Source organism: Massilia sp. LC238 (genome assembly GCF_000735635.1).
GTDB classification, from domain to species: domain Bacteria; phylum Pseudomonadota; class Gammaproteobacteria; order Burkholderiales; family Burkholderiaceae_D; genus Telluria; species Telluria varians.
This window is the reverse complement of record NZ_JNNN01000078.1, coordinates 236,325-251,888: the sequence shown is the minus strand read 5'-3', so window position 1 is coordinate 251,888 and position 15,564 is coordinate 236,325. Positions and strand designations below refer to the sequence as shown.

The following is a 15,564-nucleotide window of genomic DNA, read 5'->3' as shown; positions in this document are numbered from 1 at the left end:
TGACAACCGGCTCTAGAGGCGGGGAAAGAAAAGTTGTACCGATTGACGTATATTTTTCTGAGAGAAATCACAACATGCAAATCCGTGTATCCATGCTGCGTAGCGCTGTCGCCATTGCGGCGCTGGCGTTCGCCGGATCGGCGCTCGCTGCCGGACAGGAAGGCCAGACCGTTGCCAAGGACCCGCGCACCGGCAAGCTGCGCAATGCGACTGCCGCTGAGGTACAGAAACTGAACGAGCTGCGCAAAGCGGAGCGCGAAGCCCGGAAGGCCGCCCGCGCAGCCTCCGGCGCCCCGGTCGCCGGCGTCGCCAGCCTGCAGCAGAACGGCGTCCTCGCCGCCCACGTCGACGAGGAGTCGATGATGCACACGGTGGTGCGCCGCACCGCGGACGGCAAGCTCGAAGCCGAGTGCGCCCACGGCTCGCATGCAGCCCACTCCGCCCTGTCCACCCCAGTGTCCACGCACGCCAAGGAGCACCAGAATGAAGTCGAATAAGCGTCCAAGCCTGACTCTGGTAGCCGCGGCCCTGGCCCTGGCCTGCGGCAGCATGGGCACTGCCCAGGCAGCAGCAAAGATCGTCATCAACAACCTGAACGCGCCCGGCGTCGGCTTCAACGAGACGACCCCGGCGACGCCCGTCGGCGGCAATACCGGCACCACCATCGGCCAGCAGCGCCTGATCGCCTTCACACACGCTGCCAACATCTGGGGCAAGACCCTGACCAGCGACGTCCCGATCGTCATCAATGCGACCTTCGAGCCGCTGTCGTGCACCGCGACCAGCGCGGTGCTGGGCAGCGCCGGCGCCACCCAGGTGTTCGCCAACTTCCCGGGCGCGCCGAAGACCGACGTCTGGTATTCGTATGCCCTGGCCAACAAGCTGTACGGTAGCGAGATCTCGACCTCGCCGGGCGGACAGATCACGGCACGCTTCAATTCCAATCTCGGCAAATCGGACTGCCTGGCAGGCAGCGCGTTCTACCTGGGCCTGGATGCCAACGAAGGCAACAACATCGACTTCGTCGCCACCCTGCTGCACGAAATGGGCCACGGCCTGGGCTTCCAGACCTTCACCAGCGGCGCGACCGGTGCTCCGTTTGCCGGACGCGCGTCGGTCTGGGATACCTTCCTGCTCGATAACACGACCGGCAAGCTGTGGATCGACATGACCAACGCCGAGCGTGCGGCATCGGCGCTCAAGCCGGGCGGCCTGTCCTGGACCGGCGCCCGCGTCACCGCGGCCGCACCGTCGGTGCTGACTCCGACCGCCCAGTTGCGCGTGATCGGCGTCGGCGCCAACTCGCCGTCCGGCGACCTGTACGCCGTCGGCGAAGCCGATTTCGGTCCGAAGATCGACAAGTCGCCGCTGACCGGCCAGATCGCCGCGGTGGCCCTGCAGCCTGACAGCCCGGGTTCGGCCTGCACGCCGTTCAACGCCGCCAACGCCGAAGCGGTGCGCCGCAAGATCGCCCTGGTCAGCCGCGGCACCTGCGGCTTCACGATCAAGGTCAAGAACGCCCAGGACGCCGGCGCGATCGGCGTGATCGTGGCCGACAACGCACCGGGCGCAGTCACCGGCCTGGGCGGCGCCGATCCGTCGATCACCATCCCGGCCGTGCGCGTGTCGCAGGCCGACGGCGCGACGATCCTGGCCAGCCTGACCAAGCCGAACGGCAACGCCAACGGCACCGTGGGCAAGCTCGAACGTTCCAAGACCCAGCTCTCGGGCGCCGATGCACAGGGCCGCGTCACGATGTTCACGCCGAACCCGTTCCAGCAGGGCTCGTCGGTGTCGCACTACAACACCGCGACCACCCGCAACCAGCTGATGGAACCGTCGATCAATGCCGACCTCACCCACTCGGTGACGGCGCCGACCGACCTGACGATGGAACTGTTCAAGGACATCGGCTGGTAATCACCCCGCCGTTTCCAGCGAAAGCCGCCTGCTTGCAGGCGGTTTTTTTTTCGTCCGCATGCGCGCCCTGGCGCAGCTTGAAGGTCGCCACCAGTTCCGACAGCTCGGCCGCCTGCCGGCGCATCGCCCCGGCCGCGCTGGCTGCCTGCTCGACCATCGCGGCATTCTGCCGGGTCGACTCGTCCATCTCGGCGATCGCCTGGCTGGCCTGGGCCACGCCGCTGGCCTGCTCGCCGCTGGCGGTGGAGATGGTATCGAGCAGGCCGGCCACGTCGTGCACGTGGGCCAGCACGGCGCGCATGGTCTCGCCCGCGGCGCCGGCGATGCCGGTGCCGGCGGCGATCTCCGCGCTCGAATCCTTGATGAGCTTCTTGATTTCCTTCGCCGCCGAGGCCGAATGCTGGGCCAGGCTGCGCACCTCGGCCGCCACCACGGCGAAGCCGCGTCCCTCGGCGCCGGCGCGCGCCGCTTCCACCGCCGCGTTCAGCGCCAGGATATTGGTCTGGAAGGCGATGCTGTCGATCATGCCGGTGATGTCGGTGATCCTGTCGGCCGAGGCCTTGATCGCGCCCATGCGCGCCACCACCTCCTCGACCGCCTGGGCGCTGCGGGTGGCGACGTTCGAGGCCGACTGGGCCAGCGCGTTCGCCGAACGGGCGCTGGCATTGTTGCGGTCGATGGCTTCGCGCAGTTCTTCCATTGCGCCGACGGTCTGGCGCAGGCTCGCTGCCTGGCGCTCGGTGCGGCGCGACAGGTCCTGGTTGCCGTCCGCGATCTCGCCCGACGCCGAGTCGATCGCCCGGGCGCCGGCCAGCACCTGGGACACGGTGGCCGCGACGCCGCCGGTCATGCCGTTGAGGGCGTCGAACAGGCGGCCGATTTCGTCCGCACGCGCGTGGCGGATGACCGGACGCAGGTCCCCCTTCGCCACCTGCTCGGCCAGGCTGACCGCCTGCTGCAGCGGGCCGACGATGTTCCGGGTCAGCATCCAGGCCAGCAGCCCGCCGATGCCGAGCGCGCCGAGGCCGAGCGCCAGCACCAGCGATTTCCCGAACAGCGAGGCCGAGGCCGATTCGCTGGCGAGGCGGTGCGCCGCGTCGGTTTCGTGGGCCAGCAAGGCTTCCAGCGCACCCGTGTAGGCCTGGTAGCCTTTCTCCCAGTCGCCGCCGACGAGCTGCTCGACGACGCCGGTCTGGCCGAGCTCCTTGGCCTGGAACAGCGCGGCCTGCACCTTGTCCAGCGCCGCCTTGTGGCCGCCGGCTTGCGCCATCAGCGCGGCTTCTGCCTGCGTGCGCGGCAGCTTGCCCAGTTTCGCCTCGAGCTCGGCGGCCGCCTTCCTGCCCTGGGCCAGCTGGGCGCCGAAGTAGTCCGCCAGCTCCAGGCTGTCGCTGCGCGCGATGGCGACCGTGCGCGAGCCGTTCAGGCGTTCGACGCCGAGCAGGTCGGAGGCCAGCTGCTGCCTGGCCAGCTTGTCGTAGACCAGGTCGGTGGTGAGGGCGTCGTTGGACTGCATGCGCCACAGCGCCACGGCCGAGATGATCAGGAGGAGGAAGGAGACGATGCCGAAGGCGCCGAGGATCTTGGTGCCGGTCTGGAGCTTCGCGAGGTGCATGGCGGGTATCGAGTTGATCGGATACCTGCAGTCTAAAAATGCAATGTGACAGGGCGATGAAAATCCGTGACATCCGCGCCTGCGAATGTCACGGCAGGGAGGCGCTTACTTGTTGGTCGGCGGCGCCTTGCCGGCGGCTTCGCCGGCTTCCCACTGGCGCTTGAGCGCCGGGATCGCGGCCGGCTTCCACGGCTTGACCGGCTGCTCCTTCATCTTCTTCTCGAGCAGTCCGATCGCCACTTCCAGCTGGCGGTCGCGGCCTTCGAAGGTCTCGTGCGGCAGGTTGTCGACCTCGACGTCGGGCGCCACGCCCACGCCTTCGATCAGCCATTCGCCATCCGCGGCGAACTGGCCGAACTCGGCCACGCGCGCCCTGCCGTTGTCGGCCAGGCTGTTGCCGTCGCTGAGCCAGACGCCGGCGCCGGCGGTGCGCTTGCCCACCAGCGGGCCCAGTTTCAGGGCCTTGACGCCGGCGGCAAAGGTCTCGCCGTCCGAGTAGGTCAGCTCGTCCATCAGCACTACCAGGTGGCCGCGGAAGGTGTTCTGCATGTTCGACTGCGGCAGGGTGCCGTTCGAGGTCCAGAATGCCCACGAGCGGCGCAGCAGCTTCTCGATGATCCAGCTGTCGATGTTGCCGCCGTTGTTGCGGCGCACGTCGATGATCAGGCCTTCCTTGTTGATGTTGGCGTAGAAGTCGCGGGCGAAGGCGTTGATGTCGCGCGCGACCATGGCGCGCAGGTGCAGGTAGCCGATCCTGCCTTTCGAGGCCTGGTCGACCTGCTGCGCCCTGCCCTGTTCCCAGTCGGCGTAGCGCAGGCTGGCGTGCTGCGCCATCGACACCGGCGTCACGATCACGGGACGCGGCTTGCCCGCCCCGCTCTTCACGTGCAGCAGCACCTGCTTGTCGGCCTGGTCGAGCAGCAGGTCGGCGATGTCCCTGCTTTCCGCCAGCGACTTGCCGTTCACGGCGGTGATGATGTCGCCTTCCTTGACGCCGACGTCCGGCGCCGCCAGCGGCCCGCGCTCGGACGGCAGCTCGGGTTCGCTGCGGTAGACGCGGTCGACGCGGAAGCCCTCGGGCGTGCGCGACAGCACGGCGCCCAGGCTCGAGGGAACGCCCTCGCCGGCGGCGCGGCGCACGTCGCCCGGGATGATCTGCGAGTGCAGCGCACCGAGCTCGCCCACCATCATGCCCAGCACGTCGTTGAGCTCGGCGCGGTCGGTCACGCGCTCGACCAGCGGCGCGTAGCGCTTGCGCACTGCGGCCCAATCGATGCCGCGCATGTTGGCGTCGTACAGGAAGTCGCGGTGCATGCGCCAGGCATCGTTGAACATCTGCTTCCACTCCAGGCGCGGGTTGGTGCTCACCGCCCAGTCGTCGATCTTGATGCGCGCCTTCGACACGTCGGCCGGGGCCTTGGCGCCGGCGGCGACGATCAGCATCTCGCCCGGTCCGCTGGCATGGAAGGTACGGTAGAACACGTGCTTGCGGTCGGTGCTCAGGCCGAACTCGCGCACGTTGTTCACGAAGGTTTCCAGCTGCGGGCTGCTGCGCGAAATCTCGAGGGTCTTGAGCGCGCCGCTGCGGCCGTTGTCCGATTCGAGGATGTACAGGCGCTTCTCGTCGATGGCCAGGGCGCGGTAGTTGCCTGGGGCGGCCGGCACTTCGTACAGACGCTCGCGCAGGCCGGCGTAGTCGATCGCCGGGGTCGGCGCCGCCTTGGCCTTCGCGCCTGTGGCGGCATCCGCGGCATTCGCCGCCGCGGTGGCTGCCGCGGCCGCGGCGACGGCGGCGGTCTTGTCGGCCTCTTCCTTGCCCGGGGTCTGGACCGCGGCGCGCGCGGCGGCCTCGGGCGATGCCACTTCCGGCGTGGTCAGCTCGTCCTCGGGCTTGAAGGGGAAGCGTACGCCCGGCTGCAATGCCAGCGCATAGATGCCGACGCGGCGGTCGAACACGGGACCCATGTTGCGGTCGCCCCAGGGACCGGCATTACTCACGTTGAAGTGGCGCGCAGACAGGAAGTACAGCCACTTCCCGTCCGGCGAGAACACCGGCGAGTTGGCCGTGTAGCGGTCGGTGGTGACGAAGCTCACGCGTTTCGAGGCCAGGTTGACCATGCCGATCTGGTTGCGCTGCTCGCTGCTGCCGACCCGGACAAACGCCAGGTTGCGGCTGTCCGGCGACCACACCACCTGGTCCGGACGCTCGGCGCCGACCTGGTTGGCGTCGTCGATGATGACGTTGGTCCTGGCCTGCAGGTCGAGCAGCCAGGTACGGCCCTTCTTGTCGGTGTGGGCCAGGTACCTGCCGTCCGGCGACGGGTAGATGCCGGAACGGTGGCTGGCGCCGTCGATGGTCAGGCGCTCGCCCTTGCCGGAACCGTCGGCGGCGTAGCGCCAGATCTCGTTCTCGCCGGTGGTGTCGACGAATGCATAGACCCACTTGTCGTCGTGGCTGAACACCGCGCCGCGGGCGCGCGCCCCGTCCGGCACCGCGATCTCGACGCGGCGGTAGCTGCCGGTGCCGGCGATGGTCACCTTGCCGCGCGCCGTCAGCACGATGCGCTGGGCCTTGTTGGCGACATCGATGCTGGTCAGCGCGTCGAGCGGCGAGCGCACGCGGCGGGTGCGCTGCTGGTCGAAGTCCGAGACCAGGCTGGCCTCTACCCGCGTGTCGGTGCCAGCGGCGATGTCGAACACGCGCAGGTCGGCGCCCAGCTGGTAGGCGATGCGGCCGTCGCCCAGCGAGGCGGTGCGCACGTCCCATTCGGTATGCCCCGTGTGCTGCTTGCGGTCGCTGCCGTCGGGCAGCGCGGACCAGATGTTGTCGGCGCCGCCCGTGTCGCTGATGAAGTAGATGCGGCCCTGCCACCACATGGCGCGGCGGTTGTTGGCCTCGTCGTCCTTGAACAGGCGCGTGGCCTCGCCCTTGGCGCCGAGTTCGTAGCGCCACAGCTGGGCATGGGCGCCGCCGCGGTAGGCCTTGACGTTATCGTTGGTCATCGACAGGCCCATGCGCGTGAAGAACACGGTGCGGCCGTCGTCGCTCAGCACGGCGTCGTTGGCGTCGGCCAGGGGCAGCACGCGGCGCGTCATCTTGATGGGGTCGAGGGCGGCGACGATACGGTGTTTCGAGGGTCCCACCGAATTTTCGGTACTGACCAGGACTTCGCCCTGCGCGGTCCAGCCCAGCACGTTCACGCCCCCGTTTTCGAAGGTGATGCGCTTGGGCAGGCCGCCCTCGATCGGCATCACGTAGGCTTCCTGGGCGCCTTCATACGAGGCGGCGAAGGCGACCAGCTTGCCGTCGTGCGAGATCGCGGCCTGGGTTTCGCTGGAAGGATGCGTGGTCAAGCGGGTGGCCTTGCCGCCCTGGGTGGTCGTGCGCCATAGGTCACCCTCGGCGGTGAAGACGATGCTGTCGCCGCGGATCGCGGGAAAACGGAAGTAGGGATCGGCGGCGGCCTGGCTGCCGATCAGGGCCAGCGACAGGGCGAGGATGGTGCGGGACAGTTGCATGTTCACAATGGCAAGGGTTACTCAAGCGGAAGAGTTTGCCACATGCCGATGGGCGCGCAATGTGCATACGTGCAAAAAAAAACCGCGCTCGATGCGCGGTTTTCATTGCGAGACCGGGGATTACTCGATCTCGACCGTCTCGGCCGGAGCCGGCGGCGGCAGTGCGTCGCCTTCCGGGAACTCGAGGACGACGTCGTCCTTCTCGTTCAGATCCACCGTCACGCGGCCACCGTTGACCAGGCGGCCGAACAGCAGCTCGTCGGCCAGCGCCTTGCGGATCATGTCCTGGATCAGGCGCGACATCGGACGGGCGCCCATCAGCGGGTCGAAGCCCTTCTTGCCGAGGAACTTGCGCAGCTTCTCGGTGAAGACGGCTTCCACCTTCTTCTCGTGCAACTGCTCTTCCAGCTGCATCAGGAACTTGTCCACGACGCGCAGGATGATGTCCTCGTCCAGCGCGCGGAAGCTGATGATCGCGTCCAGGCGGTTGCGGAACTCCGGCGTGAACATGCGCTTGATGTCGGCCATCTCGTCGCCTGCCGCCTTCGAATCCACGAAGCCCACCGAGCGCTTGGTCAGGCTTTCGGCGCCCGCGTTGGTGGTCATGATGATGATCACGTTACGGAAGTCGGCCTTGCGTCCGTTGTTGTCGGTCAGCGTGCCGTGGTCCATCACCTGCAGCAGGATGTTGAAGATGTCCGGATGGGCCTTCTCGATCTCGTCCAGCAGCAGCACGGTGTGCGGCTTCTTGGTGATGGCCTCGGTCAGCAGGCCGCCCTGGTCGAAGCCGACGTAGCCCGGCGGCGCGCCGATCAGGCGCGACACCGCGTGGCGCTCCATGTACTCGGACATGTCGAAGCGCACCAGGTCGATGCCCAGGATGAAGGCCAGCTGCTTGGCGACCTCGGTCTTGCCGACGCCGGTCGGGCCCGAGAACAGGAAGGAGCCGATCGGCTTGTCGGTCTTGCCCAGGCCGGCACGCGCCATCTTGATCGCGGCCGACAGGGCCTCGATCGCCGGGTCCTGGCCGAACACCACGTTGCGCAGGTCGCGGTCGATGGTCTGCAGCTTGCTGCGGTCGTCCTGGTTGACGGTCTGCGGAGGGATCCGCGCGATCTTCGCGATGATGTCCTCGATCTCGGTCTTGCCGATGGTCTTCTTCTGCTTCGACTTCGGCAGGATGCGCTGTGCCGCGCCCGCCTCGTCGATCACGTCGATGGCCTTGTCCGGCAGATGACGATCGTTGATGAAGCGCGCCGCCAGCTCGGCCGCGGTCGACAGCGCCGACGCCGAATACTTCACGCCGTGGTGCTCTTCGAAGCGCGACTTCAGGCCGCGCAGGATCGCCACGGTCTGCTCGACCGACGGTTCGTTGACGTCGACCTTCTGGAAGCGGCGGCTCAGCGCATGGTCCTTCTCGAACACGCCGCGGAACTCCGTGAACGTGGTCGCCCCGATGCACTTGAGCTGGCCGTTGGCCAGGGCCGGCTTGAGCAGGTTGGACGCGTCGAGCGTGCCGCCCGACGCGGAACCTGCGCCGATGATGGTGTGGATCTCGTCGATGAACAGGATGCCGTTCGGGGTGTCCTTGAGCTGCTTGAGCACGGCCTTGAGGCGCTGCTCGAAGTCGCCGCGGTACTTGGTGCCGGCCAGCAGCGCGCCCATGTCGAGCGAATACACGACGGCGTTCTGCAGGATCTCGGGCACGTCTTCCTGGACGCTGCGCCATGCCAGGCCTTCCGCGATGGCGGTCTTGCCGACACCGGCCTCGCCCACCAGCAGCGGATTGTTCTTGCGGCGGCGGCACAGGATCTGGATCACGCGGTCGACTTCTTCCTCGCGCCCGATCAGCGGATCGATCTTGCCGTCGGCGGCCGACTTGTTCAGGTTCTGGGTGAACTGGTCGAGCGGGCTTTCCTTGGCCTGGCCTTCGACCTGCGCTTCTTCCACGCCTTCCGACGCCTTGCTGGTGTCGAGCTGCTGGTCCTTGCGCACGCCGTGCGAGATGAAGTTGACCACGTCGAGACGGGTCACGCCCTGCTGGTGCAGGTAGTAGACGGCGTGCGAGTCCTTCTCGCCGAAGATCGCCACCAGCACATTGGCGCCGGTGACTTCCTTCTTGCCGTTCGAGGCCGACTGGACGTGCATGATCGCGCGCTGGATCACGCGCTGGAATCCGAGCGTCGGCTGGGTGTCGACCTCGCCCGTGCCGGGCACGGTCGGGGTGTTATCACCGATAAAATTAGTCAAGGTCTTGCGCAGGTCTTCGATATTGACCGCGCACGCACGCAGGACTTCGGCGGCTGATGGGTTGTCGAGCAGGGCCAGCAGCAGGTGTTCCACGGTAATGAACTCGTGGCGGGCCTGACGGGCTTCGACAAAGGCCATGTGTAGGGATACTTCAAGTTCCTGCGCAATCATACTTCCTCCATCACGCACTGCAGGGGGTGCCCTGCCTTACGCGCATGCGTTAAGACAAACTCCACTTTGGTACACGCTATATCTTTGGAAAACACCCCACAGACGCCCTTGCCGTGCCGATGCACAGAAAGCATGATCTGGGTCGCCGTTTCGCGATCCTTGTTGAAATACTCCTGGATGATCGCAACCACGAATTCCATCGGCGTGTAGTCGTCGTTCAGCAACGCCACCTGATACAAGGGTGGCGGTTTTACAGTTTGCCGCTCCAGCAGCTGTTCGGTGTCATGCTTCGTAGCCATGGGCGTATTTTAATGCTTTCAATGTCTGTGCCAAGCGTAAACATCAGCTCGTTCTCATGTGCTTCCATGTTACTGGTTTTCCGATGAATGCGCAGATGGCGATCCAATTGACGAAATCAAGAGCCGTGTTACCTCTGCCGTGAAAAATTTGGCAACAGCCCCCCAAAACCGCTTGACTTCAGTGATTATTCCACCAACAATGCAGTCATTGACATTGTACTTATGTACTTGTTGATAAGAAGTGAGCAGGCTGAGGAGGGGGCAAGAAGCTTCTTGCTTTTATGGCTCGTGTGATTTGTTAAAATTTGAAAGTTCTTTTATGGCAACTGGTACTGTTAAGTGGTTCAATGATTCCAAAGGTTTTGGCTTCATCACTCCTGATGACGGCGGCGAGGATCTGTTCGCACACTTCTCCGCGATCAACATGAACGGTTTTAAGACCCTCAAAGAAGGTCAAAAAGTCCAATTCGAAGTCACGCAAGGCCCGAAAGGCAAGCAAGCTTCCAACATCCAGGGCATGTAATCATTCCCCTCCCGGAAGCGAAGAACCCCGCCACGGCGGGGTTTTTTTTCGCGCCTGGCCCCCCCTCGCCTGCCGTCCCGCATTTCATGCACCCTGGGTGCGAGCATAAGCCAGTTCCGCCGAGAAGTCGCGGGTGTCTTTCAACAGTGCGATGCCAATCCATGAAAAAAGCCCCGGCGCCGGCGCGTACGGGGCTTTCGTCACCGATGAAACATCGGATCCGCCAAGCTTACATCTGCTCGATCATCACCTCGCCGAAGCCCGAGCAGGACACCTGGGTGGCGCCTTCCATCAGGCGCGCGAAGTCGTACGTGACCTTTTTCGAGGTGATCGCGCGTTCCATCGCGCTGATGATGAGATCGGCCGCCTCAAGCCATCCCATATGGCGGAGCATCATCTCCGCCGAAAGGATGAGCGAGCCCGGATTCACATAATCTTTGCCGGCGTACTTCGGCGCGGTGCCGTGGGTGGCCTCGAACATCGCCACCGAGTCCGACATGTTGGCGCCCGGCGCGATGCCGATGCCGCCCACCTGGGCCGCCAGCGCGTCGGAGATGTAGTCGCCGTTCAGGTTCAGGGTGGCGATCACGCTGTACTCGGCCGGGCGCAGCAGGATCTGCTGCAGGAAGGCGTCGGCGATCGAATCCTTGATGGTGATCTCGCGGCCGCTCTTCGGGTTCTTGAACTTGCACCATGGTCCGCCGTCGATCAGCTCGGCGCCGAACTCGCGCTGCGCCAGCGCATAGCCCCAGTCGCGGAAACCGCCTTCGGTGTACTTCATGATGTTGCCCTTGTGGACCAGGGTCACCGAGGGCTTGTCGTTGTCGATGGCGTACTGGATCGCCTTGCGCACCAGGCGCTCGGTGCCTTCGCGCGAGACCGGCTTGACGCCCAGGCCGGAGGTCTCGGGGAAGCGGATCTTCTTGACGCCCATCTCCTCGGTCAGGAACTTGATGACCTTCTTGACGCCTTCGGAGCCTTCGGCCCATTCGATGCCCGCGTAGATGTCTTCCGAGTTCTCGCGGAAGATCACCATGTCGGTCTTTTCCGGCTGCTTCAGCGGCGAAGGCACGCCGGCAAAATAACGCACCGGGCGCAGGCAGACGTAGAGGTCGAGTTCCTGGCGCAGCGCGACGTTGAGCGAACGGATGCCGCCGCCTACCGGGGTGGTCAGCGGGCCCTTGATCGAGACCACGTAGTCCTTCACCACGTCCAGGGTTTCGGTGGGCAGCCACACGTCGGGACCATAGACCTGGGTCGACTTTTCGCCGGCGTAGATTTCCATCCAGCTGATCTTGCGCGCGCCGCCATAGGCCTTGGCCACGGCCGCGTCGACCACCTTGAGCATGACCGGGGTGATGTCGACGCCGGTGCCGTCACCCTCGATGTATGGAATGACCGGATTGTCCGGCACGTTCAGCGAGAAGTCGGCGTTGACGGTGATTTTCTGGCCGTCGGCCGGGACCTTGATATGTTGGTACATCATGCTCTCCCATGTGGTCGCGTGGCAGGCCGCGTCGCGGCGTCGGGCCCGGCCCGCATTTCATCTACAATGTGGAATACGGCTGCAAGTCTTGTATAAGACACCTTCCCAGCATCTTGCATTATGCACCAGTATTTTCCGAGGCGCTACGCAGCACCTTTTATGTACCGATTCGCACTCCATGCCTCTGATCCTCTTCAATAAACCTTTCCAGGTCCTGTGCCAGTTCTCCAGCCAGGACGGCCGCGAGACCCTGGCCAACTACCTGGACATCCCGAACATCTACCCTGCCGGCCGCCTGGACGCCGACAGCGAAGGCCTGATGCTGCTGACCGACGACGGCAAGCTGCAGCACAAGATCGCCCATCCGGACCACAAGGAAGCCAAGACCTACCTGGTGCAGGTGGACGGGATGGCGGACAGCGCCGCCCTGGCGCGGTTGCAGGCGCCGCTGGACCTGGGCGACTTCGTCACCAAGCCGTGCAAGGCGGTGCGCATCGCGGAGCCGGCCTGGCTGTGGCCGCGCAATCCGCCGATCCGCGCGCGCCAGGACAAGCCGACCAGCTGGATCGCGATCACGCTGGAAGAAGGGAAAAACCGGCAGGTGCGCAGGATGACCGCGGCGGTGGGATTGCCGACCCTGCGGCTGGTGCGCTCGAGCATCGGGCCGTTTTCGCTGGCGACGCATCCCTTGATGCCGGGGGAGTTTATTGAGGTGCCAGCGTCGGCGCTTCGATAAAAGGGATATGGCCTACCGGCTTATGAGTCGTCATCCCGGCGTAGGCCGGGATCCAATTCCTATGCGTCTTACAAGCGCTTGCGTGCATCTGCCAACATGATGCGACGAAATTGGGTGCCGGCCTACGCCGGAAGTCGTAGGCCCCAGTGGGGCGTACGACGGTTCTAAAGGTCGGTGAATAAAAAACGCCGGCATGAAGCCGGCGTTCTCATTTGATGCAGTCTATCGCTTAGGCTGCGAACAACTCCAGCGCAGCGTTGAAGGTCGCGCTCGGACGCATCACGGCTTTCACCTTGGCGTCGTCCGCCTTGTAGTAGCCGCCGATGTCGGCCGGCTTGCCCTGCACTTCCAGCAGTTCCTGGACGATCCTGGCTTCGTTCTCGGCCAGCTGCTTGGCCAGCGGCGCGAACTTGGCTGCCAGTTCGGCGTCCTCGGTCTGCGCGGCCAGCTCCTGGGCCCAGTACATCGACAGGTAGAACTGGCTGCCGCGGTTGTCGAGTTCACCGGTCTTCGGCGACGGCGACTTGCGGTTGTCCAGCAGCTTGCCGGTGGCGGCGTCGAGGGTCTTGGCCAGCACCTTCGCCTTGTTGTTGCCGGTCTTGATACCCAGGTCTTCCAGCGACACGGCCAAGGCCAGGAACTCGCCCAGCGAATCCCAGCGCAGGTGGTTCTCTTCGGTCAGCTGCTGCACGTGCTTTGGCGCCGAGCCGCCTGCGCCGGTTTCGTACATGCCGCCGCCGGCCATCAGCGGGACGATCGACAGCATCTTGGCCGAGGTGCCCAGTTCCAGGATCGGGAACAGGTCGGTCAGGTAGTCGCGCAGGATGTTGCCGGTCACCGAGATGGTGTCCAGGCCGCGCGAGACGCGCTCCAGGGTGTAGCGCATCGCACGGACCTGCGACATGATCTGGATGTCCAGGCCGGTGGTGTCGTGATCCTTCAGGTAGGTCTTGACCTTCTTGATCAGTTCATTCTCGTGCGGACGGTACGGGTCCAGCCAGAACACGGCCGGCATGCCCGAGTTGCGCGCGCGGGTGACCGCCAGCTTGACCCAGTCGCGGATCGGGGCGTCCTTGGTCTGGCACATGCGCCAGATGTCGCCGGTTTCCACGTTCTGGCTCATCAGGACTTCGCCGGTAGCCAGGTCGGTGATGTTGGCCACGCCGTCTTCCGGAATCTCGAAGGTCTTGTCGTGCGAGCCGTATTCCTCGGCCTGCTGCGCCATCAGGCCCACGTTCGGGACGGTGCCCATGGTCTTCGGATCGAAGGCGCCGTGCCATTTGCAGAAGTTGATGATCTCCTGGTAGATGCGGGCAAAGGTCGATTCCGGGATCACCGCCTTGACTTCCTTCAGGGAGCCGGTGGCGTCATACATCTTGCCGCCGGCGCGGATCATGGCCGGCATCGACGCATCGACGATCACGTCGTTCGGCGAGTGGAAGTTGGTGATGCCCTTGGTCGAGTCGACCATGGCCAGCGCCGGACGGTTTTCCTGGCAGGCGTGCAGGTCGCGCTCGACCTCTTCGCGCTGCGAGGCCGGCAGCGCGGCGATCTTGTTGTACAGGTCGGCCATGCCGTTGTTGACGTTGATGCCGAGGCTGTCGAACAGGGCGCCATGCTTCTCGAAGGCTTCCTTGTAGAACATGCGCACGCAGTGGCCGAACACGATCGGGTGCGAGACCTTCATCATGGTCGCCTTGACGTGCAGCGAGAACAGCACGCCGGTGTCCTTGGCATCGTTGATCTGCTGCTCGTAGAAGGCCAGCAGGGCCTTGCGGCTCATGAACATCGAATCGATGATTTCGCCGGCCTGCAGCGCGACCTTCGGCTTGAGCACGATGGTCTGGCCCGACTTGGTGACCAGTTCCATCTTGACGTCGCGGGCGGCGTCCAGGGTCATCGATTTTTCGCCGTGGTAGAAGTCGCCATGGGTCATGTGCGACACGTGGGTGCGCGATGCCTGCGACCACGGAGCCATCGAGTGCGGGTTCTTGCGGGCGTATTCCTTGACGGCCTTCGGTGCGCGGCGGTCGGAGTTACCTTCGCGCAGGACCGGGTTCACCGACGAGCCGATGCACTTGCCGTACTTGGCCTTGATGGCCTTCTCTTCGTCGGTCTTCGGATCGGCTGGGTAGTCGGGAAGATTGTAGCCCTTGGCCTGCAGTTCCTTGATAGCGGCGGTCAGCTGGCCCACCGAGGCCGAGATGTTCGGCAGCTTGATGATGTTCGCGTCCGGTTCCAGGGTTTTCTTGCCCAATTCGGTCAGCACGTCCGGGACACGCTGTTCCGGAGTCAGGTTTTCCGGGAACTGCGCCAGGATACGGGCGGCAACCGAGATGTCGGCCTGCTCGACCTTGATACCGGCCGGCTTGGTGAAGGTGCTGACGACTGGCAGGAAGGCGTGGGTCGCCAGCAGCGGGGCCTCGTCGGTCAGGGTGTAGATGATGGTCGGATCACTGCTCATACGCTTTTTCCTCGATGATCATGCGGGTCGCACGATGTCAAAAAACAGGTGGTAACGCTCAGGTCTTGAAGGCGGGACTTCGCGAAGTCTTCTATAAGACATAAGACGGCGTTTCACATTATGCACCAGTATTTTACTGTGCGCCATGGGTTTTAAATTTTTGACCGCCGGCCGGACCCCGTGGATTTCAAAGCGAGCCCAGGCATATGCAGCAAACGACAAAACCCGCCAGGACCGAAGTCGGGCGGGTCTTGCTCTGCACAGAACTGCCTGCGCGGCCTAGGCCGCACGCACCTCGCTAATTAAGCGGACAGTGCCTTCAGGGCAGCAGCTAGGCGGCTCTTGTGGCGGGCTGCCTTGTTCTTGTGGATGATCTTCTTGTCAGCGATGCTGTCGATGGTCGACACGGACTGCTGGAAGATGGTGGTCGCAGCGGCCTTGTCGCCAGCCTGGATGGCCTTGCGAACTGCCTTGATTGCGGTACGCAGGGTCGAACGCTGTGCCGAGTTGTGTGCGTTTTGCTTAACTGCTTGACGAGCGCGTTTGCGCGCTTGTGCGGTATTTGCCATGAAATTTCCTAAATC

General features: G+C 64.6%; 11 protein-coding genes. 4 read left to right on the top strand and 7 right to left on the bottom strand.

The window, feature by feature from the left end; genetic code table 11:
* Window positions 1–74 precede the first annotated feature (74 nt).
* Both FG94_RS22380 and FG94_RS22375 read left to right on the top strand, forming a co-directional pair.
* Window positions 75–497 (top strand): post-PEP-CTERM-1 domain-containing protein, encoded by a 423-nt coding sequence (locus FG94_RS22380; protein ID WP_152571081.1) that lies wholly within the window; start codon window positions 75–77, stop codon window positions 495–497.
* Entirely contained in the window at window positions 484–1,920 is a 1,437-nt protein-coding gene (locus FG94_RS22375; protein ID WP_036216313.1) for a PA domain-containing protein, read from the top strand. Before FG94_RS22380 ends, FG94_RS22375 begins: the two co-directional genes overlap by 14 nt.
* Here FG94_RS22375 and FG94_RS22370 read toward each other — a convergent pair.
* From FG94_RS22370 to clpS, 4 genes are all read right to left on the bottom strand, one after another.
* Complete coding sequence (locus FG94_RS22370) at window positions 1,901–3,532, bottom strand: methyl-accepting chemotaxis protein (protein ID WP_081926134.1); 1,632 nt, start codon at window positions 3,530–3,532, stop codon at window positions 1,901–1,903. The two genes, FG94_RS22375 and FG94_RS22370, sit on opposite strands and share 20 nt — an antisense overlap.
* Window positions 3,533–3,637: 105 nt before the next feature.
* Window positions 3,638–7,051, bottom strand: a complete 3,414-nt coding sequence (locus FG94_RS22365) for a S41 family peptidase (RefSeq protein ID WP_036216586.1) — start codon at window positions 7,049–7,051, stop codon at window positions 3,638–3,640.
* A gap of 120 nt (window positions 7,052–7,171) precedes the next feature.
* Window positions 7,172–9,472: an ATP-dependent Clp protease ATP-binding subunit ClpA gene (gene clpA / locus FG94_RS22360; RefSeq protein WP_036216310.1), complete on the bottom strand. Its 2,301-nt coding sequence runs from the start codon at window positions 9,470–9,472 to the stop codon at window positions 7,172–7,174.
* Entirely contained in the window at window positions 9,469–9,771 is a 303-nt protein-coding gene (clpS, locus tag FG94_RS22355) for an ATP-dependent Clp protease adapter ClpS (protein WP_027864722.1), read from the bottom strand. Before clpS ends, clpA begins: the two co-directional genes overlap by 4 nt.
* 319 nt (window positions 9,772–10,090) lie before the next feature.
* On the opposite strand from clpS, the gene FG94_RS22350 reads away from it, so the two are divergent.
* On the top strand, window positions 10,091–10,294 hold the full coding sequence (locus FG94_RS22350) for a cold-shock protein (RefSeq protein WP_020653506.1): 204 nt from the start codon (window positions 10,091–10,093) through the stop codon (window positions 10,292–10,294).
* Window positions 10,295–10,523: 229 nt separating this feature from the next.
* Here FG94_RS22350 and icd read toward each other — a convergent pair whose 3' ends face one another.
* The gene (gene icd / locus FG94_RS22345; RefSeq protein ID WP_036216307.1) at window positions 10,524–11,777 is read right to left on the bottom strand and encodes an NADP-dependent isocitrate dehydrogenase; all 1,254 of its coding nucleotides are present in this window, start codon (window positions 11,775–11,777) and stop codon (window positions 10,524–10,526) included.
* A 181-nt stretch (window positions 11,778–11,958) separates the two neighbouring features.
* On the opposite strand from icd, the gene FG94_RS22340 reads away from it, so the two are divergent.
* Entirely contained in the window at window positions 11,959–12,516 is a 558-nt protein-coding gene (locus tag FG94_RS22340) for a pseudouridine synthase (RefSeq protein WP_036216305.1), read from the top strand.
* Between the two features lie 229 nt (window positions 12,517–12,745).
* Here FG94_RS22340 and FG94_RS22335 read toward each other — a convergent pair whose 3' ends face one another.
* Together FG94_RS22335 and rpsT are read right to left on the bottom strand one after the other, a co-directional pair.
* Complete coding sequence (locus FG94_RS22335; protein ID WP_036216302.1) at window positions 12,746–14,980, bottom strand: NADP-dependent isocitrate dehydrogenase; 2,235 nt, start codon at window positions 14,978–14,980, stop codon at window positions 12,746–12,748.
* A gap of 302 nt (window positions 14,981–15,282) precedes the next feature.
* The gene (gene rpsT / locus FG94_RS22330) at window positions 15,283–15,549 is read right to left on the bottom strand and encodes a 30S ribosomal protein S20 (protein WP_036216299.1); all 267 of its coding nucleotides are present in this window, start codon (window positions 15,547–15,549) and stop codon (window positions 15,283–15,285) included.
* Between the last annotated feature and the right edge of the window lie 15 nt (window positions 15,550–15,564).